This window comes from Neisseria sp. P0001.S005, assembly GCF_051963715.1.
Window position 1 is genome coordinate 16507 of the sequence record NZ_JBQCTZ010000015.1, and the last position, 23196, is coordinate 39702.

General features: G+C 47.7%; 27 protein-coding genes. 7 read left to right on the forward strand and 20 right to left on the reverse strand.

Annotated features, from left to right (window positions below):
• Positions 1 to 181: 181 nt before the first annotated feature.
• From ACTHSP_RS03770 to hisS, 14 genes are all read right to left on the reverse strand, one after another.
• Positions 182 to 2197: a BCCT family transporter gene (locus ACTHSP_RS03770; protein ID WP_440345658.1), complete on the reverse strand. Its 2016-nt coding sequence runs from the start codon at positions 2195 to 2197 to the stop codon at positions 182 to 184.
• A gap of 250 nt (positions 2198 to 2447) precedes the next feature.
• Entirely contained in the window at positions 2448 to 3056 is a 609-nt protein-coding gene (scpB, locus tag ACTHSP_RS03775) for an SMC-Scp complex subunit ScpB (RefSeq protein WP_440345659.1), read from the reverse strand.
• Between the two features lie 69 nt (positions 3057 to 3125).
• Entirely contained in the window at positions 3126 to 3359 is a 234-nt protein-coding gene (locus ACTHSP_RS03780) for a glutaredoxin family protein (RefSeq protein WP_036472354.1), read from the reverse strand.
• 147 nt (positions 3360 to 3506) lie between these two features.
• The gene (locus ACTHSP_RS03785; protein ID WP_003681978.1) at positions 3507 to 3707 is read right to left on the reverse strand and encodes a (2Fe-2S)-binding protein; all 201 of its coding nucleotides are present in this window, start codon (positions 3705 to 3707) and stop codon (positions 3507 to 3509) included.
• 227 nt (positions 3708 to 3934) lie between these two features.
• A complete protein-coding gene (xerD, locus tag ACTHSP_RS03790; RefSeq protein WP_440345660.1) occupies positions 3935 to 4813 on the reverse strand; it encodes a site-specific tyrosine recombinase XerD in 879 nt (292 codons plus the stop codon).
• Between the two features lie 76 nt (positions 4814 to 4889).
• Complete coding sequence (locus ACTHSP_RS03795) at positions 4890 to 5333, reverse strand: peroxiredoxin (protein WP_003683206.1); 444 nt, start codon at positions 5331 to 5333, stop codon at positions 4890 to 4892.
• A gap of 36 nt (positions 5334 to 5369) precedes the next feature.
• Positions 5370 to 6005 carry a deoxynucleoside kinase gene (locus tag ACTHSP_RS03800; protein ID WP_440345661.1) on the reverse strand — a complete coding sequence of 212 codons (636 nt, stop codon included), beginning with the start codon at positions 6003 to 6005 and terminating at the stop codon, positions 5370 to 5372.
• Positions 6006 to 6102: 97 nt separating this feature from the next.
• Positions 6103 to 6591, reverse strand: coding sequence for a 2-amino-4-hydroxy-6-hydroxymethyldihydropteridine diphosphokinase (folK, locus tag ACTHSP_RS03805; RefSeq protein ID WP_440345662.1), 489 nt, complete (start codon positions 6589 to 6591; stop codon positions 6103 to 6105).
• A 15-nt stretch (positions 6592 to 6606) separates the two neighbouring features.
• The gene (locus ACTHSP_RS03810; protein ID WP_003681989.1) at positions 6607 to 6981 is read right to left on the reverse strand and encodes a SirB2 family protein; all 375 of its coding nucleotides are present in this window, start codon (positions 6979 to 6981) and stop codon (positions 6607 to 6609) included.
• 55 nt (positions 6982 to 7036) lie between these two features.
• Positions 7037 to 7606: a class I SAM-dependent methyltransferase gene (locus ACTHSP_RS03815; protein WP_314512078.1), complete on the reverse strand. Its 570-nt coding sequence runs from the start codon at positions 7604 to 7606 to the stop codon at positions 7037 to 7039.
• A 78-nt stretch (positions 7607 to 7684) separates the two neighbouring features.
• The gene (gene hfq / locus ACTHSP_RS03820; protein WP_036493792.1) at positions 7685 to 7981 is read right to left on the reverse strand and encodes an RNA chaperone Hfq; all 297 of its coding nucleotides are present in this window, start codon (positions 7979 to 7981) and stop codon (positions 7685 to 7687) included.
• A gap of 303 nt (positions 7982 to 8284) precedes the next feature.
• Positions 8285 to 9742, reverse strand: a complete 1458-nt coding sequence (gene der / locus ACTHSP_RS03825; protein WP_063067923.1) for a ribosome biogenesis GTPase Der — start codon at positions 9740 to 9742, stop codon at positions 8285 to 8287.
• Positions 9743 to 9883: 141 nt separating this feature from the next.
• The gene (locus tag ACTHSP_RS03830) at positions 9884 to 10513 is read right to left on the reverse strand and encodes a YfgM family protein (protein ID WP_314512073.1); all 630 of its coding nucleotides are present in this window, start codon (positions 10511 to 10513) and stop codon (positions 9884 to 9886) included.
• Positions 10514 to 11809 carry a histidine--tRNA ligase gene (hisS, locus tag ACTHSP_RS03835; protein WP_063068048.1) on the reverse strand — a complete coding sequence of 432 codons (1296 nt, stop codon included), beginning with the start codon at positions 11807 to 11809 and terminating at the stop codon, positions 10514 to 10516.
• 256 nt (positions 11810 to 12065) lie between these two features.
• Here hisS and ACTHSP_RS03840 point away from each other — a divergent pair, with 256 nt between their 5' ends.
• Positions 12066 to 12572 (forward strand): hypothetical protein, encoded by a 507-nt coding sequence (locus ACTHSP_RS03840; RefSeq protein ID WP_232444969.1) that lies wholly within the window; start codon positions 12066 to 12068, stop codon positions 12570 to 12572.
• Positions 12573 to 12627: 55 nt separating this feature from the next.
• Here ACTHSP_RS03840 and ACTHSP_RS03845 read toward each other — a convergent pair whose 3' ends face one another.
• Positions 12628 to 12930, reverse strand: coding sequence for a hypothetical protein (locus ACTHSP_RS03845; protein ID WP_063067924.1), 303 nt, complete (start codon positions 12928 to 12930; stop codon positions 12628 to 12630).
• 209 nt (positions 12931 to 13139) lie between these two features.
• On the opposite strand from ACTHSP_RS03845, the gene ACTHSP_RS03850 reads away from it, so the two are divergent.
• Positions 13140 to 14063, forward strand: a complete 924-nt coding sequence (locus ACTHSP_RS03850; RefSeq protein WP_063067925.1) for an RluA family pseudouridine synthase — start codon at positions 13140 to 13142, stop codon at positions 14061 to 14063.
• Between the two features lie 69 nt (positions 14064 to 14132).
• Here the strand turns inward: ACTHSP_RS03850 and adhP are convergent, their stop codons facing one another.
• Positions 14133 to 15176 carry an alcohol dehydrogenase AdhP gene (adhP, locus tag ACTHSP_RS03855; protein ID WP_083309539.1) on the reverse strand — a complete coding sequence of 348 codons (1044 nt, stop codon included), beginning with the start codon at positions 15174 to 15176 and terminating at the stop codon, positions 14133 to 14135.
• Positions 15177 to 15516: 340 nt separating this feature from the next.
• On the opposite strand from adhP, the gene ACTHSP_RS03860 reads away from it, so the two are divergent.
• The 5 genes from ACTHSP_RS03860 to ACTHSP_RS03880 all read left to right on the forward strand — a co-directional run bounded on the left by ACTHSP_RS03860 (position 15517) and on the right by ACTHSP_RS03880 (position 19428).
• The gene (locus ACTHSP_RS03860; RefSeq protein ID WP_070645090.1) at positions 15517 to 16995 is read left to right on the forward strand and encodes an aldehyde dehydrogenase family protein; all 1479 of its coding nucleotides are present in this window, start codon (positions 15517 to 15519) and stop codon (positions 16993 to 16995) included.
• 100 nt (positions 16996 to 17095) lie between these two features.
• On the forward strand, positions 17096 to 17527 hold the full coding sequence (locus ACTHSP_RS03865; RefSeq protein ID WP_314512065.1) for a lysozyme inhibitor LprI family protein: 432 nt from the start codon (positions 17096 to 17098) through the stop codon (positions 17525 to 17527).
• Between the two features lie 17 nt (positions 17528 to 17544).
• Positions 17545 to 17976 (forward strand): hypothetical protein, encoded by a 432-nt coding sequence (locus ACTHSP_RS03870; RefSeq protein ID WP_314512063.1) that lies wholly within the window; start codon positions 17545 to 17547, stop codon positions 17974 to 17976.
• A gap of 18 nt (positions 17977 to 17994) precedes the next feature.
• Entirely contained in the window at positions 17995 to 18426 is a 432-nt protein-coding gene (locus ACTHSP_RS03875; protein ID WP_314512062.1) for a hypothetical protein, read from the forward strand.
• Between the two features lie 18 nt (positions 18427 to 18444).
• Positions 18445 to 19428 carry a hypothetical protein gene (locus ACTHSP_RS03880; RefSeq protein ID WP_314512060.1) on the forward strand — a complete coding sequence of 328 codons (984 nt, stop codon included), beginning with the start codon at positions 18445 to 18447 and terminating at the stop codon, positions 19426 to 19428.
• A 70-nt stretch (positions 19429 to 19498) separates the two neighbouring features.
• On the opposite strand, the gene ACTHSP_RS03885 is transcribed toward ACTHSP_RS03880, so the two are convergent.
• From ACTHSP_RS03885 to ACTHSP_RS03900, 4 genes are all read right to left on the reverse strand, one after another.
• Positions 19499 to 20434, reverse strand: coding sequence for a DMT family transporter (locus ACTHSP_RS03885; protein WP_314512059.1), 936 nt, complete (start codon positions 20432 to 20434; stop codon positions 19499 to 19501).
• 18 nt (positions 20435 to 20452) lie between these two features.
• Positions 20453 to 22153, reverse strand: a complete 1701-nt coding sequence (gene recJ, locus ACTHSP_RS03890) for a single-stranded-DNA-specific exonuclease RecJ (protein WP_314512057.1) — start codon at positions 22151 to 22153, stop codon at positions 20453 to 20455.
• Positions 22154 to 22255: 102 nt separating this feature from the next.
• Positions 22256 to 22966, reverse strand: a complete 711-nt coding sequence (locus ACTHSP_RS03895) for a hypothetical protein (RefSeq protein ID WP_314512055.1) — start codon at positions 22964 to 22966, stop codon at positions 22256 to 22258.
• Between the two features lie 71 nt (positions 22967 to 23037).
• The coding region (locus ACTHSP_RS03900) for a dual-action ribosomal maturation protein DarP (protein WP_440345663.1) at positions 23038 to 23196 on the reverse strand (159 nt) is incomplete at its 5' end.

Consider the following 23196-nt stretch of genomic DNA (forward strand, 5'->3'; position numbering starts at 1 on the left):
ATCACCCGCACCTATGCGGAATAGCTTTAGATAAGCTGATTATAACTAAGATTTTTTATAGTTTGAATCAGATTTTTCTTATAGTTTATCTAAGATATTTATTTTAAACAACTTATTTTTTAAGCAGGCAATAAAAAGGCCGTCTGAATATTGCTACATTTTCAGACGGCCTAAATTTGCTTTACTCTGCCAGCTCTACTTGTTCATGCCCCATCAATTCCTGCCCCACTCCGGCAAGCAGGTTCAGATAACGCTCATACTGCTTGAGCATATCGGCAATCAATTCTTTTTGCGTCATATATTGCACATCGTATCCATCGCGCCCATCCGAAAAATACGTCAACGGTATGAACGTTGCTGCATATTTGAAATGAGGCAGGCTGTCTTCACGAATCAACTGGTCGGTAATTTCCCGCTTTACGGATTTAATCCCATAGACAAAATCCCTTACCGTCCCTTTATGCACCACCAGCTCCACCGACGGCTCATCCTGTTGCAACAGGCAACGGATTTCTACGTCCATATTGTATTTTTCGGTCAATTCGTTTTTCAATTCCTGCATTGCCGGAAGCGCCGTATTTTTCATAAATTTGATGATATCGACTTCCTGCGTCTGATTCATCATTTGGCCAAGGCGTTCCCTCCAATGATCGCCCGACCAGAAAATACTGCTCGGATTGACGGCGGTTGCAAAATAGTTGGCATCGTTGTTCAGGGCTTTCCACAAAGAAACCATCATAAAAATCATCAACACCGCAAACGGCAGAGACGCAATCAAGGTCATGGTTTGCAAGATAGGCAAACCGCCGGCGCCCAGCAACACAATAGCCACAGCCGAAATCAACACGCCCCACATAACCGATTGCCACTTGGGCGAAGCCAGCCCTTTATCGCGCGAAGCAATATTGTTCAGCACATAAATGCCCGAGTCGGCAGAAGTGATAAAAAACAGCGAAATCACCAGCAATGCTACCAAGCTGCTGACAACCGGCCACGGCAGATAATTTAAAAAGGCAAACAACAATTTTTCAGGCTCGTTGGTCAAGGCAGACAAGGCGCCGTTTGCCACATGCGTGTCCAGCCACAAGGCTGAATTGCCAAATACGGTAAACCACAAAATACTCATCAGGCTAGGCACTGCCAATACACCAAAAATAAATTCGCGGATGGTTCTGCCTCGCGAAATTCGGGCAATGAACAAACCGACAAAAGGCGACCACGAACACCACCAAGCCCAATACAACACCGTCCAGCCGGTAAACCATTTTGTATGCTCAGGCTCGTAGGTATATGACTTAAAGCTGAACGAAACGAAGTTACTCAAATAAGTGCCCAAATTGTCGCTGAATGCGAAAATCAAATACGTCGTTGGCATACTCAACAAGACAAACAACAGCAATGACAGTGCCAATACCAAGTTGGTTTCACTCAAAATTTTGACGCCTTTACTCACGCCCGAAGTTGCGGAAAATATGGCAATCGCCATCACAACGACGATGATGCCGACCTGCAAGACATAGCTGTTGTCCTGCACCCAGCCCATCTTCAACAAACCGGAACCCATTTGTGCCGCACCAAATCCCAAGGTTGTGATAATACCGAACAAAGTCGCAATCAAAGCCATCACATCGATGGCATCGCCCATTTTGCCGTTGATTTTGTCTTTTAAAATCGGATAAAAACAGGAGCGCAACGCCAGCGGCAATTTATAGCGGAAACCGAAATACGCCAAGGCAAGCGCAATGATTCCGTAGATTGCCCAGGCATGAATCCCCCAGTGGAACACCGTATGCAGAATCGCCTCTTGCGCATTGCCTTTGGCAATCGGGGAAGAGAAATGCGATAAAGGCTCGGCCACCCCGAAAAACATCAAGCCCACGCCCATACCGGCTGCAAACAGCATAGCCAGCCATGATAAAAACGAAAACTCAGGTTCGTCCTCGTTTGTACCCAGCCTGATACTGCCGAAGCTGCTGATGGGAAGCGCCAATAAGAAAATAAGGAATACAGAGAAAGTCAGAATGTAAAACCAGCTGACATTTTGAAAGATAAACTGCTTCATTGCATTTAACAAAGCCTCAGTATTTTGAGGCCAAACCAAAGCAGCTGACAAAAGCAAAAGGACGAAGAAAAGCGTAATACCGACCACGCTTGGGTTGAAAGAAGATTTGTTTTGAATGAATTGTTTGAATTTCATATCGGTTCCGTAGTTGATACAGCGCATATTTGAAGAACAAACGGGCTGCCGATTGATAAAGAGGGAAACGTTTCCGTATGCCTTCTCAAACTATTACAGAATGAGAGATATTTATTCTAATAATTTTTAAATTATATCACAAAATCAATAAGTTACAAAACTAAACGAAAATTTTGTTTAAAATCATAATGTTACACAACAATAAAGGCCGTCTGAAACACGATTGTTTCAGACGGCCTTTACATTCAAATCAGTTAATCAGTCTGCTTCCTGATTCTACTGCTTCTTCAGCTTCCTCATCGCCTGTCGGCGGCGTTTCCATCAAATCGGGCAACACCAGCTCGCCCAATTCAGTCAGCGGCGGCAATTCTTCCAAACTTTCTAAACGCAAATCGTTTAAGAATGTTGCCGTTGTCGCCCACAAAGCCGGACGGCCGACAGAATCACGGTGGCCGATGACTTCAATCCAGCCCCTATCCTGCAAGGTTTGCATGACATTTTGCGACACCGCCACGCCGCGTATGCCTTCGATATCGCCACGCGTGACCGGTTGTTGATAGGCAATAATCGCCAGCGTTTCCATCACGGCGCGGGAATAACGCGGCGCGCGCTGCTCTTGCAGGCTGCCCAGTCGTTCAAAGGCGGCTTGGGCGATTTGGAAACGCCAGCCCTCATGGGTATGCACCAGTTGCAAAGCCCTGCCCTGCCAGCGGGCCTTCAGTTGCGCCAACACGTCAATCAGCTTGTCTTGCGACAACGGCGGCACGCACAATTCGCGCATGGCTTTTTCGTTTAAGGGTTCGACTTGCGTCAACAGCGCCGCTTCAATCAGCGCATCGGGAGAAAGTTTTTCAGTCATAATAAAATCAATGTTCAGACGGCATAAATAGCCAAAGGCCGTCTGAAAGACAATATGGTCAACGGTTTGTTACGCGCTCAAATGCGCTTTCAGTTTTTCTTCGTCCAAAAACCAATGGCAGATTTCGGTATCGCCATCTAGCAAAACAGGTACCAGCTCATTGTACTTTTCTTCTAAAACCGGATCTTCATCAACATCGACAATATCCAGCTCAAATCCAAACTGCTCCTGATAAGGCTTTAATTGTTCACGCATTTTGTGGCACAGGCTGCAATATTCCCGAAACATCAAGGTCAGTTTCATGGCGGTTACTCTCGGAGGGACAAAAGCGGCCATTGTATAGCAAAATGCTTCCAAACCATACAGGTATGACAAAGGCCGTCTGAAGGCGCGAAACGAAATCAAGGATTTCTGTCACGCCTTCAGACGGCCTTTATGTGTATTCTAAAATTAAGACTGAACGTTGATACCGGCAGTCACGGTATTTTGGGCACTGCTTGCTGTCAAAAACGATGCAGCCAATTCGCCGCAGCAACCGCAACAAGTCGCCACGCCCAATTGAGCCTGCAAATCGCTCATGGTGGTTGCACCGGCGGCGATGGTCTCTTTGATGTCGTGGTCAGTAATGGCGTTGCAGATGCAGACAAACATGATGTGCTCCAATAATTTTGTTACCCTCTGTAATTGAGAGTAGGATTTATTCTTGAACGTAAATATAAATAAAAACGGTTTGCATTGCAATATTGGCACTGTCCTTTTGTTTTGAAATTTTTCTATGTAAATTTGTATTTTGATTGTTATTTTATAAATAATAAACTTTATAACCGTTCAGACGGCCACGATAACAAAAGGCGGCATCTTCGAAATGCCGCCTCTATTCATGAACGGGAATGGTGTTCATCGACCATGTTTTTCAAACGAATATTGGCAACATGGGTATAAATCTGCGTGGTATTAATGTCGGAATGTCCCAACATCATCTGGACCGAACGCAAATCGACGCCATGATTGACCAAATGCGTGGCAAAAGCATGGCGCAAACCGTGCGGACTGAGCGAAGCAATACCGGCCGCTTCGGCATATTCTTTGACTATCATCCATGCAAGCTGACGGCTGATGCCGCTGCGTTTCTGGCTGACAAATACTTCGTCGCAAATTTTGTTTTTCAGCAATAACGGGCGCGATTCGTTGCAATAGCGTTCCACCCAATACGCTGCCTCCTGCCCCAGCGGAACCAGACGCACTTTGTCGCCCTTACCTATGGTACGGATACAGCCGCGATGTAAATCGATATCGCTGAGCGTCAATTTAACAGCTTCGGTCACGCGCAAACCTGTTGCATACATGACTTCAAGCAAGGCTTTGTCGCGCAGCCCGTGCGGCGTTTCCACATCCGGCGCAGCCAGCAGCGCGTCGATTTGGGCTTCGGTAATCAGCGTGGGCAGTTTGCGTTCTGATTTCGGCGCTTTGAGAAAACGGGTGGGATTGTCTGCTCTTTGACCCGTTTCTTCCAACCAGACGTACATGCGCTTGCAAGCCGACAATGCTCGCGCTTGGGACGTACTTTTTTCCCCTTCCGCATACACGGCATCAGACAGGGCAAATTCATCGGCGCTCAACCAATCCTGCCCGCCCTCGGCCAAACGCGCAGCAACTTTGACCAAATCACGGCGGTAACTTTGCAGCGTATTGTGGCTGAGCCTGTCTTGCAGCCAAAGGGATTCAAGCAGCTTGTCTATTAAATCGTCCATACTCATCAAACTGTATTGAAAGGCCGTCTGAACGGCATGACTTTACATCCGTTCAGACGGCCTTAGGTTTTCAAAGCCCTATTTAAGAGGCTTGAGAGATTGTATCCAGCACTTCCTGCGCGTGTCCGGCTACTTTGACTTTGCGCCATTCATGGGCGATTTCGCCGTTTTCGTCCAACACAAACGTGCTGCGCTCGATGCCGAGGGATTCTTTGCCGTAAAGCTTTTTCAGCTTGATCACGTCAAACAGTTTGCAGACGGTTTCTTCTTTGTCGCTCAACAATTCAAACTGAAAGCCTTGTTTGGCGCAGAAATTCTGATGCGATTTAACGCCGTCGCGCGAAATGCCGACAACGGTATAGCCCAATGCTTTGAATTGTTCCAATCTGGCGTTGAAATCCAAGCCTTCGGTGGTACAGCCGGGCGTGCTGTCTTTAGGATAAAAATAGACAACCAACGGCAAATGTTCGGCGGAGTTAAAATCGCTGCCGGAAGAAGATGGGAGTGTAAATTGATATTTTGACATATTATTCCTTTCAGACGGCCTAAACCTAGCCTGCGTTTATTTTTCGCTTAAATTCAAATAACTGCGCGTACCTTGAAAATCTTCCAATGCACGCAACAAAAGCTTAAAGTGGTCGTCATTACCGGCCAGATCCAACTCATCGGCATTGACAGTCAGCAAAGGAGCGCTTTGATACAAATGGAAGAAATGGCTGTATTCGTCATGCACCCGTCCCAAATAGCCTTCGGGGAACAAGCTGATAATACCTTCGTGACGTTTTTGCAGGCGTTTGCGGTTGTTTTCGACGGCGGTTTGCAGATAAATCACCACATCAGGCTCCGCGTATTGCGGCAGAATGCGTTGTTTCATATCGGCAAAAAGCTGCTGCTCGTCATCATTCAAAACGATAGGCGTAAAAATACGATCTTTTTCCGGCAAAAAATCAGCCACAACCATTCCGCCTTGCGCACATTGGTCTTCAATAATATTCACGCTTTCAGCGCGGCGCGTCAGGAAAAAAAGTTCGGCAGCCAAGCCATTATTGGAAACATTGCTGTAAAACTTCATGAGAAACGGATTGTGATCCGGATTCTCCGACAACAGCAACGCACTGAAATGCTCTGCCAAGCGGCGGCTCAAAGCAGTCTTGCCGCTACCGATGGCGCCTTCGACAACAATATAACGAGGATTCATAGTAACTCTTTGTAATGTGTTTCCCAACAATATTTTATAGCAAAAAAGGCGTGTCCAACACGCCCTTTCTTGTTTTAGTCCGTTTTTCAGACGGCCTTTATTCTTTCAACAGGCGAATACCCTGCCCGCCCAAAGCCTGAGCCAAATCAGCCGCACGGCCATGCTCGCCCAACTCGAAATTCGGAAGGATTTCGGCCAGAGGCAACATAACGAAACTGCGCTCATGCGCGCGCGGATGCGGCAAGGTCAAATGCAGGTCATCGCTGCAGATACCGTCAAAATCAATAATGTCCAAATCCAAAGTGCGCGGCGCATTACGGAAGGTACGTTCGCGCCCAAATTCGGCCTCGATGCGGTTTAACTCTGCCAACAGCGCTACGCCGTCCAATGAAGTTTTCACCGCACAAACGGCGTTCACAAAATCAGGCTGATCATCATAGCCGACCGGCGCAGTCAGATACAGGGAAGATGTTTTTTCGAGCCGGATATGCGGATGCGCGGCCAATTCGGCCAAAGCGGCGCGAACCTGTTCAGCAGGATTGGCAAGATTGCTGCCCAAAGCGATAACGGCAAAATGCGGATACATTTCAGACGGCCTCTTTTAAAACGGCAGCGTTTTGGTTTTGGCAAGGAAAACAATCGTGGCAACACACGACATGGCCAAAACGTAGACGATATAGAACTTCGGCGAACGCGGACGCGAACGCATCATAATCATGCCCAACACAATATAAACCAGCAACAGCAGGATTTTCATGCCAAGCCACGGCGCATTGAACGGCGAAAAATGAGTAATCTTCATCAGCCACAAGCCGGTAAACAGCAACATGGTGTCGTTCAAATGCGGCATGGCCTTCCAAATGCCTGCCAACGGTTTCTCAGGATGACGCCAGAGCAGGAAAAAACGGATGTTGAACAACAGAATGGTAATGGCAACGAAAATCTGATGGCTGTATTTTACAAACAGATATTGCATGGCAGTTTCTTATGTTGAGGGTTGAAAAACAAAGCAGCTATTTTACCGCAAACATCTATTTCTGACGCAACTTTTCAATCGCCAGCAGATAGGGAGGCGCATTGCGGCGGTTGACAAAGCCATAGCGTAACACGGCAAATGCTTCCTGCGGCAAAGTTTCCGCCCATTGCACAATCGCTTCAGCCTCTATACGGCCGGCTTCATGCCCCGGATACAATACCGCCACGGCAAGCCCGCCCTCTTTCAGCAAACCCAAAGTATCCGTCAGCGCACGGATGCTGCTTGCTGCTTCAGTTGTACAGCTTTTATCGCCTCCCGGCAGCCAACCGAAATTAAATACTGCGGCATCTAAAGGCTCGTCGATATAAGACAAAAGGTTTTCATGGCCGTCATGTATCAGGGCTACCCGACCATCTACGCCGTTTTCTTTCAGACGGCCTTGAGTCTGCGCCAGTGCTTTAGATTGCACATCAAACACCCACACCCTACCCGTCTCGCCAACCGACTGCGCCAACAACAAAGTATCATGCCCGTTTCCGGCCGTCGCATCCAAAGCGCGGCCGCCTGCTTTTAAGGCTTGTCGTAACAGGGAGTGGGCAAAGGGAAGAATGTTTTCAAGCAGCATGATAAAGGTCGTCTGAAAATAAAAATACCCTACCGCAAAAGCGGTAAGGTATTGAAAAACAGGAATGCGTTACATCATTTATTCGGCAGGTTGTTGCACAGTCTCAACTTGAACCGGAGCAGCTGCAGCAGCGGCTTGAGGTTGTTTGTTTTCGTGTTGCAGGCTGACTGCGCGTGCAGGAACGATTGTTGAGATAGCGTGTTTGTAAACCATTTGAGTGACGGAAGTATTACGCAGCAGAACAACGTACTGGTCGAATGATTCCACTTGGCCTTGCAGCTTGATGCCGTTTACCAAGTAGATTGAAACCGGAACGTGCTCTTTACGCAACGCATTCAAAAAAGGATCTTGTAACATTTGTCCTTTAGCTGTCATATTCTTGAGCTCCATTATTATGATTGTAAAGACGCCAAAACCAAAATCGGCGTTTGATGGGATTGTAGCCCCGAATAGGATAAATTACCAACTATTTTTTTCTATCACACCGTTTAGGAATCCAGCAATAAGGGAACTTCCCGTCAAACCGACTGTTTCATTTCCATATTCACAACAACCCTAAACCCAAATTGGATGTTTTTTTAAATTCGGCAAATCCTATCGAAAATATGCTATGAAGTTCTAATAAGCTGTTTTTTATGATAAAAAGGCCGTCTGAAATTGTTCAGACGGCCTTTGTGCTTATTTGCTGAATTGTTTTTTCACGCTAACTTTAGTTTTCTTCTTGAAGCGGTTTTTCTCTTCCTTGCGGCCTTCGCGTTTCTCAATACGGTTGCTCAGGCTGACACGGCGCAACGGTTTTTTCTTCGGTTTGTCTTCCGCATTTTCATACGGGTTTTCCGAAACATTGTATTGAATTCTGAGCGGCGTCCCTTGCAGATTGAAGGCTTTGCGGAACGTTTGGGTCAGATAACGTGTGTAGCTGTCAGAAATGGCATGCAGCGAATTGCCGTGAACCACAATCACCGGCGGATTCATGCCGCCCTGGTGGGCATAACGCATTTTCGGACGCACCAAGCCTGCGCGCGGCGGCTGTTGGCGCCCGATAGCGCTTTGCAATACGCGCGTGATTTTCGGCGTCGGCATCTTAATCATTGCCGCGTTGTAGGCAGCCTGAATGCTTTCAAACAAACCGTCTATACCGCGCTCTTTCAATGCAGAAATAAAGTGGAACTTAGCAAAATCAAGGAAATACAGTTTGCGGTTGATATCGCGTTTCACTTGCTCGCGACGCTCTTCGCTGATGCCGTCCCATTTATTGACCGCCACCACCAAGGCACGGCCTGCTTCCAAAGCAAAACCTGCAATCGTCGCATCTTGATCGGCGATATCTTGTTGCGCATCCAACACCAAAACAGCAACGTTTGCCGCTTCAACCGCCTGCATAGCTTTGATAACGGAGAATTTTTCCACCGCTTCATCCACTTTGCCACGACGACGCACACCTGCGGTATCGATGATGGTAAACGGTTTGCCTTCACGTTCAAAATCGATATGGATACTGTCGCGCGTCGTGCCTGCCATATCAAAGGCAATCACGCGCTCTTCGCCGAGAATGGCGTTTACCAAGGTCGATTTACCGACATTTGGACGGCCGATTACAGCAAAAACAGGATGTTTCGCTTCTTCCTCTTCCTTTTCAGGCTCAGGGAAGGTTTCCAAAATATCTTCAATCAGATAATACACGCCATCGCCGTGCGCACCTGAAATAACATAAGGGTCGCCCAAAGCAAGTTCGTAGAACTCGGCGGCAAGTACGGCCCTATTGCCGCCTTCGCCTTTATTCACGGCCAAATAAACGGGACGCGGGCTTTGGCGCAAACGGTCGGCAATGATTTTATCTTGCGGCGTCAAACCGGTGCGGCCGTCCACCAAAAACACAACCGCATCGGCTTCATCGACAGCCTGCAAGGTTTGTTTTGCCATTTCGTGCAAAATACCGCTGTCCACAACCGGCTCAAAACCGCCGGTATCGATGACCAAATAAGGTTTGCTGCCGACTTTGCCATGACCGTAATGTCGGTCACGCGTCAGGCCGGGCAAGTCATGCACGAGCGCGTCTTTGGTGCGCGTCAAACGGTTGAATAAAGTAGATTTGCCGACATTGGGGCGGCCGACAAGCGCGATGGTTGGTTTCATGATGGAGTCTTTCTGTGTCAAGTGCCGCCTAAAATCGGGAGCGGAACACAAGCAGGTGTTTTAAAAACACGGTTGATAAGGATAAGTGTAGGCCGTCTGAAAAGTCATTGCAACTTCAGACGGCCTTGATTTCAAACAAACTTATTTCAAGCTGTCGATTTTCATTTGCAGCAATTCGCGGCCTACTGCGGTTTGCGGCATTTTGCTCAAAGCAGCTTCGTAACTTTGTACGGCTTCTTTGGTTTTATTTTGGGCAACGTAAACATCGCCTTTGGTTTCCAGCATCAAAGGCTCGAAATCAGCCTCAACCTGAGTATTTAGGGCATTGATGGCGGCATCGTATTTTTTTTTCTGCAACAGGACAACGCCCAAACGCTGAGCTGCCAAAGCTTGAACCAGCGGTGCGTTTTGGTTTTTCAGCACCCAATTCAAATGACCTTCCGCCACATCATAACGGCCGGCATCAAACTCGGTCGCCGCTACCATCAAAGTGGCTTGGGCTGTCGAAATAGAATCAGGATAGTTTTTTTGCAATTCGGCCAAATCGGCGTTGATGGCTTTAGGATCGGTTTTTTGCTGCGCCTTTTCCACCATTTGTGCCAATACGGCGGCAGCTTCCTGATCTTTTGAAGCTTTTTGGCCTTGGTAAATGGTGTAACCCAAATACCCCAAAGCCGCCACAATCAGCAAGGCAAAGATCCAACGGCCAGTGCGTTTCCAAAAATATTTAAAGTTGTCTAACTCTTGTTGTTCTTCCAAATGGGCTGCCATTTATGCGTTCTTCCATTGTTGTAAAGTGTCTGTCAAATCAGCGGCGGCAACGGTTTGTTGTTCGTGTTTGCCCTGCATATCTTTCAGGGTAACCGTACCGTTTGCCAGCTCATCCTGAGCCACAATCAGGGCAAAGCGTGCGCCACTGTTGTCTGCTTTTTTCATTTGCGCTTTCAGGCTCTGATAGCCGGAATGCTGCATCACATTGAAGCCTTGAGCGCGCAAGGCTTGCGCGTATTTCATCACCTGCAAGTCCGCACCTTCGCCTTGGTGCATTGCATAGACATCAGGCGCGGCGTTCACTTCCAGTGAGCCGTATTCGCTCACCAAAAGCAGCAGGCGCTCAATACCCATCGCAAAGCCGATAGACGGCGCAGGCTTACCGCCAAGCTCTTCAATCAAACCATCGTAACGGCCGCCACCGCACACAGTCGCCTGCGCGCCGAGTTTGTCGGTCGTCCACTCAAAAACCGTCTGATTGTAGTAATCCAAACCGCGTACCAAGCGCGGATTTTCAACATATTGAATACCCAAACCGTCCAACATCACCTTGAAGCATGCATAGTGGTTTTGCGAAGCCTCGCCCAAGTAATCCACCAAACGCGGCGCCGCGTTGCAGATTTCCTGCAAATCAGGATTTTTCGTATCCAAAACCCGTAAAGGATTGGTTTTCAGACGGCGTTTGCTGTCTTCGTCCAGTTGCGCCTCATAGCGGGTCAGATATTCAACCAATGCCGCACGGTGTGCCGCACGTTCCTCACGGTTGCCCAAGCTGTTGATTTCCAAAGTCAGATATTCGCGAATACCCAATTTTTCCCATAAGTCGGCAGACATCGCGATGATTTCCGCATCAATATCCGGACCTTCAAAACCCAAAGCTTCGATACCGACCTGATGGAACTGACGATAACGGCCTTTTTGCGGACGCTCGCGGCGGAACATCGGCCCCATATACCACAGCTTTTGCGGGCTGTTGTACAGAAGGTTGTGTTCGACCACCGCACGCAAACAAGAAGCCGTACCTTCAGGACGCAAGCTCAAACTCAAAGAATCGTTTGAATCGGAGAAGGTATACATTTCCTTGCCGACCACATCGGTTTCCTCGCCGATGGAGCGGACAAACAAACCGGTTTGTTCGACAATCGGCGTACGAATTTGCTGATAGCCGTAAGCGCGTGTCCAGCGACCGACCGTATCTTCAAACGCCTGCCAAAACGCAGCCGTCAGTTTGAAATCTTTTTGTTCGACAGGTAAAAGGTCGTTCATACCTTTTACAGATTGAATTTTTTGTGCCATTTCAATATGGGATAAGCGAAAATCAAATAGTTGGGCATTATAGCTGATTTTTAAGGGTTTGTGAGGTTGGGAACAAATCAAAAGGCCGTCTGAAATCGGTTTTCGCATTCAGACGGCCTGTAAAGTAGATTACAGAATCATATTCAATGATTCCAACACTTCCCCTGCTTTTCAACTTAAATTTCTTAGAAACATATTCAATATAGATTCAATGCCGTTATACTTGGATTCTTTTCATCCCATCCCTATGCACATCATGAAAACATTACGCTCTCTTTTTGTTATCGGCTTGTTAACCACCAGCTTACCCTACCAAGCGATGGCTGCAAATAACGCCACGAATAATCAAGCCAAAATAGATTTAGTCAAAAAAGTTTATCTGTCTAAAGTGGATTTAGGCTCTGAACACAATCGTGTTACCACACCGGAACTACAAAAAATCATCCGACAATTCAATAAATTCGACACAAATATCCGTAAGCAACCCGATATGGAGATGGGATGTGATATGCCGATACATTACTACTTGGGCTTTGGTCAGGATCATCCTGATAACTTCCATAAAACCTTGCAAGTCACTGTCACTTCTCCCCATACCGTCCGGGCAACATTTAAACAATTTGACGGTCATAGGGTCGGTGCAGATTTCACGTTGAAATGTACGGAAAACCGTTGTTTGATAGACGATTTTAAGATGATTGGCGATCAAACCAGCATTAAAACCGATTACAAACTCGTTTTGCGCAAACAAAAATGTGAGTGAGCCGACAAAATAAAAGGGCTGCCCAAACAAATGGAGCAGCCCTTTTATTTTGCAATCAAGGTCGTGAAGGGTGCGGATTTAAGCGGACAGGCGGCAAATTAGGTTTTCCGTATTGGGAAACAGCTTGTCTGCCTGAAGCCACTTTCCCTGACTGCATGACGCCGCTATCGTTGCGTATTGGATGTGCGGCATACTCGTCTTGATTTAATTGTGAACCTTCTTCATTGACTTCATGCTCTACCACAAGTTCATACTCATTATCGTATGCCTTACTCTTGCCAAGCCGAACTTCCCCTCCCGCCATAGCGGATACGGAAAACGCGGATAACATGATGATTATGCCAATTTTTCTCTGCATAATATTCTCCTTTTCTCAAATATTGCTTCTTTATCATTTCTGTAATTTATGCCACAAAAGCAAGTTCCAAAGAAACCAGTTTCTTTGGTCGGTTGAAGAATCTATTTAAGCACAAAACCTGCATCACTACATATCCGTTATTAGAAGTTTATTTTCCATATAAACAAGGCCGTCTGAAAAAATCCTAAAAACCGAGTACAATCCGCCGCATGAAAAAACGTCCCAACCCCCTCCCCCTTTTAGACGGTGTCAAACCCAGCTACTTGGTTTTACCGCATAAAAAGCAGTTTTACGGCTTGCCTCTGCTGCATTTTTTATGCACTCATTTTCCCTTTGTCGGCGAAGAAAACTGGCGGCGGCGGCTGAACAGCGGTTTTGTGGTGGGCGCGGATGGCGTACCGTTTGATGAGAATACCTTGTTCGAGCCCGGCAAGACGATGTTTTATTACCGTGAAACCAGCCGTGAGAGCGAGCCGCGTATTCCGTTTGAAGAAAAGATTTTGCATATTGACGAGCATTTGATTGTGGTGGACAAACCGCATTTTCTGTCCGTCATCCCCAGCGGCAGGTTTTTGCGGGAAACCTTGCTCACGCGCCTGCGTCTGCGGCCGGAATTACAGCATTTGAATGTTGAAGACATTACGCCGATTCATCGCTTGGACAAAGATACGGCAGGCGTTATGCTGCTTTCGCTCAACCCTGCCACGCGTCGCGATTATCAGACCATGTTCCAAGAAAAAACCGTCCGAAAAACCTATGAAGCGGTGGCGCCGACGCGGACGGATTTGAACTATCCGCTGCATATTTCATCCCGAATGGAACGAGGCGAAAAATTCTTCCTCACACGTGAAACGGAAGGCGAACCCAACGCTCACACGACCATCGAACTTATCGAAAACCGCGGCGCATTCAGCCTCTACCGCCTCACGCCGCATACAGGAAAGAAACACCAGCTCCGCGTGCATATGATGAGTTTGAATATGCCGCTGATGAACGATGCGCTTTACCCTACCCCATTAGCAGCCGATGATGAAGACTATGAAAAGCCTTTAAAACTTCTGGCCAAAAGAATAGAGTTTACCGATCCTGTCAGCGGAGAAATCCGCGTATTTGAAAGCGGTTTTGCGCTTTAAGTTATCCAATCCAATAAAAAAGGCCGTCTGAAATTTTTCAGACGGCCTTTTGGTCACGGAATCATTTGATTAGTGATGAATGCAGCTGCACTCTTTGTTCATATCAATCACCATACGACCGGTAATTTTACCTTCGCGCATTTCTTGGAAGATAGTAGGCGCTTCATCCAAAGCACGCAACTCGACTTTAGGCACAACCAAGCCTTCTGCGCCGAATTGGAATGCTTCTTCCAAATCTTTGCGGGTACCAACCAGAGAGCCGACCACTTCGATGCCGTCCAATACCAAACGTGGGATAGACAAATCCATAGACTCAGGTGGCAAGCCGACTGCAACAACACGGCCGCCGGCACGGACGCAATTAACGCCTGAATTGAAGGCTGCTGCAGATACGGCTGTTACAACGGCTGCGTGTGCGCCGCCGGTTTTCTCTTGGATGACTTGAGCCGCATCTTCTTTGGCAGCATTGATCACCAAATCCGCACCGGTTTCTTTAGCAAAAGCCAGTTTGTCATCGTTGACGTCAATGGCAACAACGTGCGCGCCAAACACTTTTTTCGCGTATTGAACTGCCAAGTTGCCCAAACCGCCTGCGCCGTAAATCGCAATCCATTGGCCAGGACGAACGCCGGAAACTTTAATGGCTTTATAAGTAGTCACACCGGCACAAGTAATGCTCGAAGCTTGCGCAGGATCCAAGCCTTCAGGGACTTTGACCGCGTAATCGGCACTCACGATACAGTGGGTCGCCATACCGCCGTCGGCAGTATAACCTGCGTTCAATACGGAGCGGCACAAGGTTTCGCGGCCGGTATTGCAGTATTCGCAAGAACCGCAGCTTTGGAACAGCCATGCGATGCTGACACGGTCACCAACTTTCAGATTTTTCACACCGTCGGCAACTTCTTTAACCAAACCGATACCTTCATGTCCCAACACGCGACCCGGTTTGTCGCCGTAATCGCCTGCTGCAACGTGCAAGTCGGTGTGGCACACGCCGCAATACTCGACTTCTACCAACGCCTCGCCGTATTCCAGCGGACGTAGTTCGCGTTCAACAACTTCTACATCACCTGCTACATCTTTATTTACTACCACAGCATGCATTTTCATAAGAGAGTCTCCTAGGGTGTTGAAAAACTGTTTAGCTATAAATGAGAATACTCCCCATACCCGAAGTCGTCAACCCATAATCTTTTTAAAAACAAATAGTTATAATGTTATACCATAACAAATTCTACTTAAGCCGTATAAATCTTTAAATATATTAACAAATATGCTTTCATTTCAATCAAATCCTTTATTTTTCAGACGGCCTGCTACATGAAATAACATTGCAAATGTAAATTTTAAGAATATTCTCATTTTTAGTACTTGAACTTAAAAAGAAAAAAGAATAAGCTGTTTTCATGGCGCAGAAACACGCCTTCCCATTCATTAAGGAGACAGCATTATGGCAAAAGATTTAAATGTGTTTGATAAAGAATACGGCCTTTTAATCAACGGCGAATGGACGAAAGGTAGCGAAGGCAAACTTTTATCCTCTTACAACCCTGCCAATGGCGATGAGTTGGCCAAGTTCACAGACGCAACCGATGCCGATGTCGATGCTACCGTAGCCGCTGCGCAAGAAGCATTCAAAACATGGCGTAAAACCACAACTGCCGAACGCGCGGCCATTTTGAACAAAATCGCCGATGTAATTGACGAAAACGCCGAATTGTTTGCCCTGCAAGAAACCTTGGACAACGGCAAACCGATCCGCGAAACCCGCGCCGCCGACGTGCCTTTGGCTTCCGACCATTTCCGCTATTTCGCCAGCGTGATCCGCGGCGAAGAAGGCACTGCGACCCAGCTTGACGCCGAAGACCTGTCCATCGTTTTGCGCGAACCGATCGGCGTTGTCGGCCAAATCATTCCTTGGAACTTCCCATTCTTGATGGCCGCATGGAAAATCGCTCCGGCATTGGCCGCAGGTTGTACCATCGTCATCCACCCTTCTTCCAGCACTTCATTGAGCCTGTTGTCCCTCGCTCAAAAAATCAACCACTTGCTGCCTAAAGGCGTGTTGAACGTGATTACCGGCCGCGGTTCCAAATCAGGCGAATACATGCTGCACCACAAAGGCTTCAACAAACTGGCCTTTACCGGCTCGACCGAAGTCGGCCGCCGCGTCGGCATCGCCGCCGCCGAATTGCTGATTCCGTCCACTTTGGAATTGGGCGGCAAATCTGCCAACATCTTCTTCGACGATATGCCTTTCGACAAAGCCCTCGAAGGCGCGCAAAAAGGTATTTTGTTCAACCAAGGCCAAGTGTGCTGCGCCGGTTCGCGCATTTTTGTACAAGAAGGCATTTACGACAAATTCGTCAATGCATTGGCGGAAGAATTCAAAAAAATCAAAGTCGGCCTGCCTTGGGAAGACGATACCCAAATGGGTTCGCAAGTCAATGCCGGACAACTCGAGACTATTTTGAAATACGTCAAAATCGGCGAACAGGAAGGCTGCCGCATCATTACCGGCGGTAAAAAAATCGAAGGCGCATTGGGCAAAGGCGAATTTGTCGAGCCTACTTTGATTGAGGCCAGCAACGAAGCCCGTGTTTCCCAAGAAGAAATCTTCGGCCCGGTTGCCACCGTGATTAAATTCAAAACCGAAGAAGAAGTCATCAAAATGGCCAACGACAGCGAATACGGCTTGGGCGGCGCAGTGTGGAGTACCGACATCAACCGCTGCCTGCGTGTTTCCAATGCGCTGGAAACCGGCCGCGTTTGGGTGAACTGCTACAACCGCCTGCCCGCAGGCGCACCGTTCGGCGGCTACAAAACTTCAGGCATCGGCCGCGAAACCCACAAAATGATGCTCGCCGCCTACACCCAAGTGAAAAACATCTACATCAGCACCCGTGAAGAACGCGAAGGCTTCTATTAATTGAATGTTCGTATGATAGCGGTTTGAACATGATAGGGCCGTCTGAAAAGTTTTCAGACGGCCCTATCAATCACACAATAACTTTTTTAGGAGATAAATTATGTCAAAACATAAAACACGTTACATTCTGCCGCTGCTGGCCGTGATGGCATCCGCCGCCTGTGTCGGTGCGACAGGGTCGTCTGAAAAAGCCACAAATGCGCTTAAACCGCAGAAGGAAAATAATCTTTGTCCCGAACCTGTAAAAGAAATGGACGATGATTGTTTGAGGCTGACATCAAGGGAGTTCGAAGGCAAATTGAACACAAAATATAAAGATTTATTTAGGCGGGCTGCCACCAAAGACAAAAAACTGCACGGTTTATCCAAACAGTATTTCACAAGCGTCCGCTCAAAATGGGAGGCTTATCGGGACGAACTCTGTGATGATCCGACGGTAACGACTGATTTAAAATCACCGGCGGACAGAGTTTTTTATATGTGTTATATTGAACAAACACAACATCATTTGAAGTCATTGGAGCGTTTTTGATTTTTTAGGAGACTGATATGTCGAAACACAAAATCCGTTACATTCTGCCGTTGCTGGCAATAATGACATCCGCCGCCTGTGTCGGTGCGGCGGGGTCGTCTGAAAAAACTAACAAAAAAGATGCAAAGCAACAGAACAGGGCTATTTGTCCGGAGCCTGTCAATCTGATGAGTGATGATTGCTTGAGTATTACTTTAGGGGAATTCGAGGACAAGCTGAAGAAAAAGTATGAAGAATTGTTCCGACGTGCAGCAGCCAAAGACCCAAAATTGCACGGATTGTCCAAACAGTATTTTGCAAGCGTCCGCTCGAAATGGGAGGCTTACAAAGAAGAACTTTGCGACGACCCAACGGTAACGACCGATTTGAAAACACCTTCAGACAGGATTTATTCTCTTTGCGCCATTGAGCAGACGAAACTTCATTTGAAGGCATTGGAGCGTTTTTGATTTTTTTAGGAGACTGATATGTCGAAACACAAAATCCGTTACATTCTGCCACTGCTAGCCGTGATGGCATCCGCTGCCTGTGTCGGTGCAGCAGGGTCGTCTGATAAAGCTGCAAATGCCGTTAAACCGAAACAGGAAAAGAATCTTTGTCCCGAACCTGTTGACCAAATGGATGAAGATTGTTTAGAAATTACTCTGCTGAAACTTGAAAACAAACTGGATATGAAGTACAAAGATTTATTTCGACGTGCCGCTTCCAAAGATTCAAAGCTACATGGGCTGTCCAAACAATATTTTATAAATGTCCGTTCAAAATGGAAGGCTTATAAGGAGGAACTTTGTTCCGACCCGACAATCACAACCGATTTGAAAACTCCTTCAGATAAAATCCTCTATCTGTGTGACGTTCAACAAACACAATATCACTTGAAAGCATTGGAACGTTTTTAATTTTTATAGGAGACTGATATGAGTCGTTTTACAGGCGGAGACCATCTGAAACCGGAAGACGGTTTGAAATACTATATCCATCAAGCCATGATGGTAAACGAATTGTCGGGCGGGCACGGCGCGTACAAAATATCGAATGCGGAGAAGGCTGCCAGCGGTCCAAGTTTCGGCCCTATCCAATACGACATAGGCAGCAATGACAAAGGACAGCAATTATTGGAACGGATTGCGCGAGAGGCAACAGACTCAAAAGGCAACCGTTTTATTTCTGATAATGAAATAAAGCAGATGCAAATCCATCTATACAAGCCGTTCAATAAAATGTCTGCCGAAGACAAACAGGTGTATCAAAATCTGAAACCGAAATTGAATCAGGCTTTGGCTTCCGAAGCGGGTATTTCATTAATCAATCGGGATTATGTTAAAGTTCTGAACAAAAAAACCGATAAAGTAAATGAAATTATCTCGAACGTTCAAACTCCTGAAAACAAGAAATTCCTACAATCTAATATACAGGCTCAAGTTTTTATCGCTGATATACGCAACCAATATGGCAAAAAAGTAAACGAAGCTTTGGTGGAGTTCCTCAGCCAGAGTAAAGAAGATAACGGAGTAAGGCTGCCGGGAGGACGACAGGTCAAAGTCGAAGGCAAACTGGATATGGAAGATTTAAAAAACTTCCGTATGAATACGGCTTACGGTGTCAAACATCCCGCCGATGCCCGCCGCAGAGACAAACACATCGAGGACGTTACCGCTCCGACCCGTGAAAAATCGCTATCCCAAGCAGATAAATTCCATACCTTGGTTCAAGGCTTACTCAACGATAAGGATGGCTCTTTCGCCGAACAGGTTTTGGCGGAGAACCGCGAAGTTGTTGATGCTTTCAATGCCAAAGTGCAGGAAAGAATGGAACAGGAACGGCAACAAACGGCAGCGAGGGAAATTTCTGTGCAGCAGAATCCTGCGGAAAGGGAATTGGGAGGACGGTCTTTCGGCTGACCGTTCCACATGAGGCCGTCTGAAACCTGTTTCAGACGGCCTTGTTTTATTCTGTTTCGCAATAAATGCTTTATATCTTTCTCAAAAAAAGCCCCATTACTTTCTCTCCGGCCACAGCCAGCAAGGCTCCGGCCACAACCACCATGGCACCCACATAGCTGACGATATTCATATCTGAAGCGGCAAAATAATCGGGGGCGAGATGATGGCCTATGGTGGAAAATATCATGGTGAATACGGGAATCAGCGTGGTGACGATACTGACTTTTGAAGCGTCCCAATGGTTGAGTGCTTCGCCGAATGAACCATAGCCGATCAGCGTGTTCAGGCAACAATAGATAAAGCAGCCCCATAAAAACGGATTGCCGATATGGGCGATTTGAGACGGTTCGGCAAACGGCAGGAAAACAAAGCTGCTGCAAAAATAAATCATGAGCAGGATTTGTTGCGAATTGAAATGTTTGGACAGAAGTTTTTGCGCCACACCGTAACACACCCAAATCATGCTGCCCGAAGCCGCCATCATCACGCCGACCGCGTAGCTGCCCAAGCTGAAAAGTTCGCCGAATTTGTCGTTGAAAAACATGACCAAACCCGTCAGCAAAAGCATCAAGCCGATTTTTTGCCAGTGCGTAAAGGCTTCTTTAAACACGCCTACGCCGACCAAAATCATGGTAAAGGGCGAAAGTTGCCACAACACTTGCGTGGTTGTCGGCGAAATATAGTGCAAACCCAGGGCGACGAGAACGAAGTTGGCGGAAATGCCGATAATGCCCAACACCAATAAAAACAAGGTTTGCTTGGAAAATTCAGACGGCCTCGGCAGCTTGCCGGTCAGTCCCAACAGCACAAACAACACCAGCGAAGCCACTAAAAAGCGTATCCATACCAGCGTGGGCACATCGACGGCTTTTAATGCCTGTTGGGCGATAACTGGCAGCGAGCCCCAAGTCATGGTGGCAAGCAGCGCCAATGAAAAGCCGAGCCAAGGTTTTTGTTTCTTCATTATTCAGACGGCCTTTGTTTACGCGGCTTCCCAGTAGTCGATATAAAGCTGCAATTCGAGATTGTTCCGCCATTCGTTGGCAACGGGACGGTACACCGTGCGGATGTATTCGGGAATGTCTTCGCTGCAACGCCAAAACATGGCTTCAAATTCGTAGCCGTCTTTTTGCAGCCAGACTTTTTTGTGTTTACCTTCCGCGCCCAAAGGTTGCTGGCGGACAACATGAAATTCATCGGTAAAACTCGGCGGCGCGAAGCCCTGTCCCCAAACGTGTTTAGCAAGGTTTTGCGCCTGTTCCAGCGTAATGTCGCGTGCAGGCAGACTGCCGTCGGTGATGAAGGTTTGCGACAAATCGTCTTCGCACACCATCTCGCGCACGGCTTCTTCAAAGGCCGTCTGAAACGCGGGAATATTGTGTTCAAGTATGCTCAAACCCGCCGCCATCGCGTGTCCGCCGAATTTCAAAATCAAATCGGGATGGAGTTTGGACACCAAGTCCAAAGCATCGCGCAGGTGCAGATTGGGAATGGAACGTCCCGAACCGCGCACTTCGCCGTTGTCGGCAGGCGCAAACACGATGGTCGGACGATAAAAACGGTCTTTGAGGCGGCTGGCAACGATGCCGACCACGCCTTGATGGAAGTCATCGCGATAAGCCACCAACGTCGTCTGACCTGAAGGCAGGGTTTCAGGAAAAGCATTCAGCGCGTCTTGCAGCATAGACTGCTCGATTTCACGGCGCTCGATATTGAGGTTGTTTAACTGCGCCGCCAGTTCCTGCGCCTCGGCATCATCTCGCGCCAATAGACAGGCAATGCCGACCGACATATCGTCCAGCCGTCCGGCCGCATTGATGCGCGGCCCCAACGCAAAGCCCATATCAAACGGCTGAGCCTTGCGCCAATCTCGTCGCGCCACTTCAAACAAGGCGCGGATACCGGGGCGCATTTTGCCCAAACGCATCCGTTTCAAACCTTGCGACACGAGGATACGGTTGTTGTGGTCTAGAGTGACGACGTCGGCAACGGTACCGAGTGCGACCAAATCCAAAAGGTCGCCTAGATTCGGCTCTTTCATGCCATCTGAAAAATAATTGCGGCGGCGCAGTTCGGCACGCAAAGCCATCAATACATAAAAAATCACGCCCACGCCCGCCAAGCTTTTACTTTGGAAACCGCAGCCTTTTTGATTCGGATTGACGATGATGCAGTCGGGCACGGTCTCGGCAGGTAGATGGTGGTCGGTCACAATCACGTCCAAACCCAACTCCTGCGCACGCGCCACGCCTGCAATGCTGGCGATACCGTTATCGACCGTAATCAGCAAATCCACGCCTTGCTCGGCAGCGATTTCAGCCAGCTCGGGCGTTAAGCCGTAGCCGTGTTCAAAGCGGTTGGGTACAAGGAAATCCACTTTCGCCCCCATCGCCGCCAAACCGCTCATACCGACGGAACACGCCGTCGCACCGTCGGCATCGTAGTCGGCGACAATCAGAATTTTTTCCTGACGCTCAATCGCATCCGCCAAACGTCCGGCGGCGGCTTCGCAGTTTGTCAGCGTTTGATACGGCAAAAGAGCTGCAAGCTTGTCGTCCAACTCAGCCGGACTTTGCACATCACGCGCAGCACACAGCCGCGCAATCAAAGGATCGGTACCGGCAGTGAGCAAGTCGTTAAAAACAGTCGGATTAATGGAACGTGTTTGGATTTTGACGGACATGGTGTGTGGGATTAAATAGAGAGAAATTAATATTTTTGAAGCGTTTATTTTAAGGGCCAGGCCGTCTGAAACCTGCAATCCGTTTTCAGACGGCCTTGGATATTATTTGCGTGAATCATCGACAATTTCACCGATCACGGCATAGGAGCCTGCTATCACTACGCCGACTGCATCCAAAGCCAGCGCCAATGGCGTTTTCAGGATATTCCCCGTCAACTTCCAAACATCAGTGCTTGTTTTGGTTTCCATATAATAAATTCTGACTGGAACGGCAGTGTCAAAATGGCGGTCTTCGGCAACATTTTTCGGCGTTGCGTAATAATGACCTTCAGTAGAAATACACCGTGTGTAGACAGTTTTACCATCGAGTTCGACCGGCTTGAAAGCCAGCTGTTTCAACTTGGCAATATCGGCGGCTTTTTGAGTATCGTAACGCAGGCAGAATTTTGAGCGGAAAGTTTGCGCTTCAGGGGATTTCAATTCGACCGGCAAAGCCTTATACGCATAGCTTGGGTTTTGCTGAACCATTTGAAACTGTTTGTCCAATTTAACATCTAAGACCGCCTTCAACTTGGCCGAATCTCTAGGATTAACAACAAACCAATATTTTTTGCCCATCATGACCAGGCTGCCTGTTTCCAATTGCGTATTGTCTTTGGCAACCACGCCAAATGCGTGAATATTGTCTTTGGCAACGGTTTTTTCGGTTGTGGTTTGCTGGAACGGGCTATTTCTTTCCCAAAGATCGGTAGTACATCCATTGAGGGTCAGCGCACTAATCAGCAAGGCGGTTGCAGAGTGGCGAAATTTCATGGTCATCCTCCTTCGGTATTACGATACAGGCCGTCTGAAAACCGCAATCCGTTTTCAGACGGCCTTGAGGTTTATTCCTCCCAATCCTGCCCTTCTTCTGAAGCGTCGGATTGACCGGCCTCCATCACTGCTTTAATTTCTTGGAACAGCGCGCGGAAGTTTTTCGGCGGTTTGTTTTGTTCCTGCTCTTTTTTGGTGTTGCGGATCAAGGTGCGCAATTTGCCGGCGTC

What these genes read in the sequence shown, in the direction of transcription:
- ACTHSP_RS03800 (WP_440345661.1), bottom strand. Translation starts at nt 6,005, where the DNA reads ATGAATCCTCGTTATATTGTTGTCGAAGGCGCCATCGGTAGCGGCAAG.
- ACTHSP_RS03830 (WP_314512073.1), bottom strand. Translation starts at nt 10,513, where the DNA reads ATGGCAGCCCATTTGGAAGAACAACAAGAGTTAGACAACTTTAAATAT.
- ACTHSP_RS03840 (WP_232444969.1), top strand. Translation starts at nt 12,066, where the DNA reads ATGAAAACATTACGCTCTCTTTTTGTTATCGGCTTGTTAACCACCAGC.
- folK (WP_440345662.1), bottom strand. Translation starts at nt 6,591, where the DNA reads ATGTATCCGCATTTTGCCGTTATCGCTTTGGGCAGCAATCTTGCCAAT.
- recJ (WP_314512057.1), bottom strand. Translation starts at nt 22,153, where the DNA reads ATGTCCGTCAAAATCCAAACACGTTCCATTAATCCGACTGTTTTTAAC.
- ACTHSP_RS03875 (WP_314512062.1), top strand. Translation starts at nt 17,995, where the DNA reads ATGTCGAAACACAAAATCCGTTACATTCTGCCACTGCTAGCCGTGATG.
- scpB (WP_440345659.1), bottom strand. Translation starts at nt 3,056, where the DNA reads ATGACTGAAAAACTTTCTCCCGATGCGCTGATTGAAGCGGCGCTGTTG.
- ACTHSP_RS03810 (WP_003681989.1), bottom strand. Translation starts at nt 6,981, where the DNA reads ATGCAATATCTGTTTGTAAAATACAGCCATCAGATTTTCGTTGCCATT.
- ACTHSP_RS03895 (WP_314512055.1), bottom strand. Translation starts at nt 22,966, where the DNA reads ATGAAATTTCGCCACTCTGCAACCGCCTTGCTGATTAGTGCGCTGACC.
- ACTHSP_RS03860 (WP_070645090.1), top strand. Translation starts at nt 15,517, where the DNA reads ATGGCAAAAGATTTAAATGTGTTTGATAAAGAATACGGCCTTTTAATC.
- ACTHSP_RS03795 (WP_003683206.1), bottom strand. Translation starts at nt 5,333, where the DNA reads ATGTCAAAATATCAATTTACACTCCCATCTTCTTCCGGCAGCGATTTT.
- ACTHSP_RS03850 (WP_063067925.1), top strand. Translation starts at nt 13,140, where the DNA reads ATGAAAAAACGTCCCAACCCCCTCCCCCTTTTAGACGGTGTCAAACCC.
- hfq (WP_036493792.1), bottom strand. Translation starts at nt 7,981, where the DNA reads ATGACAGCTAAAGGACAAATGTTACAAGATCCTTTTTTGAATGCGTTG.
- ACTHSP_RS03780 (WP_036472354.1), bottom strand. Translation starts at nt 3,359, where the DNA reads ATGAAACTGACCTTGATGTTTCGGGAATATTGCAGCCTGTGCCACAAA.
- ACTHSP_RS03785 (WP_003681978.1), bottom strand. Translation starts at nt 3,707, where the DNA reads ATGTTTGTCTGCATCTGCAACGCCATTACTGACCACGACATCAAAGAG.
- ACTHSP_RS03770 (WP_440345658.1), bottom strand. Translation starts at nt 2,197, where the DNA reads ATGAAATTCAAACAATTCATTCAAAACAAATCTTCTTTCAACCCAAGC.
- ACTHSP_RS03845 (WP_063067924.1), bottom strand. Translation starts at nt 12,930, where the DNA reads ATGCAGAGAAAAATTGGCATAATCATCATGTTATCCGCGTTTTCCGTA.
- der (WP_063067923.1), bottom strand. Translation starts at nt 9,742, where the DNA reads ATGAAACCAACCATCGCGCTTGTCGGCCGCCCCAATGTCGGCAAATCT.
- adhP (WP_083309539.1), bottom strand. Translation starts at nt 15,176, where the DNA reads ATGAAAATGCATGCTGTGGTAGTAAATAAAGATGTAGCAGGTGATGTA.
- ACTHSP_RS03880 (WP_314512060.1), top strand. Translation starts at nt 18,445, where the DNA reads ATGAGTCGTTTTACAGGCGGAGACCATCTGAAACCGGAAGACGGTTTG.
- xerD (WP_440345660.1), bottom strand. Translation starts at nt 4,813, where the DNA reads ATGAGTATGGACGATTTAATAGACAAGCTGCTTGAATCCCTTTGGCTG.
- ACTHSP_RS03885 (WP_314512059.1), bottom strand. Translation starts at nt 20,434, where the DNA reads ATGAAGAAACAAAAACCTTGGCTCGGCTTTTCATTGGCGCTGCTTGCC.
- ACTHSP_RS03865 (WP_314512065.1), top strand. Translation starts at nt 17,096, where the DNA reads ATGTCAAAACATAAAACACGTTACATTCTGCCGCTGCTGGCCGTGATG.
- ACTHSP_RS03815 (WP_314512078.1), bottom strand. Translation starts at nt 7,606, where the DNA reads ATGCTGCTTGAAAACATTCTTCCCTTTGCCCACTCCCTGTTACGACAA.
- ACTHSP_RS03870 (WP_314512063.1), top strand. Translation starts at nt 17,545, where the DNA reads ATGTCGAAACACAAAATCCGTTACATTCTGCCGTTGCTGGCAATAATG.
- hisS (WP_063068048.1), bottom strand. Translation starts at nt 11,809, where the DNA reads ATGGCACAAAAAATTCAATCTGTAAAAGGTATGAACGACCTTTTACCT.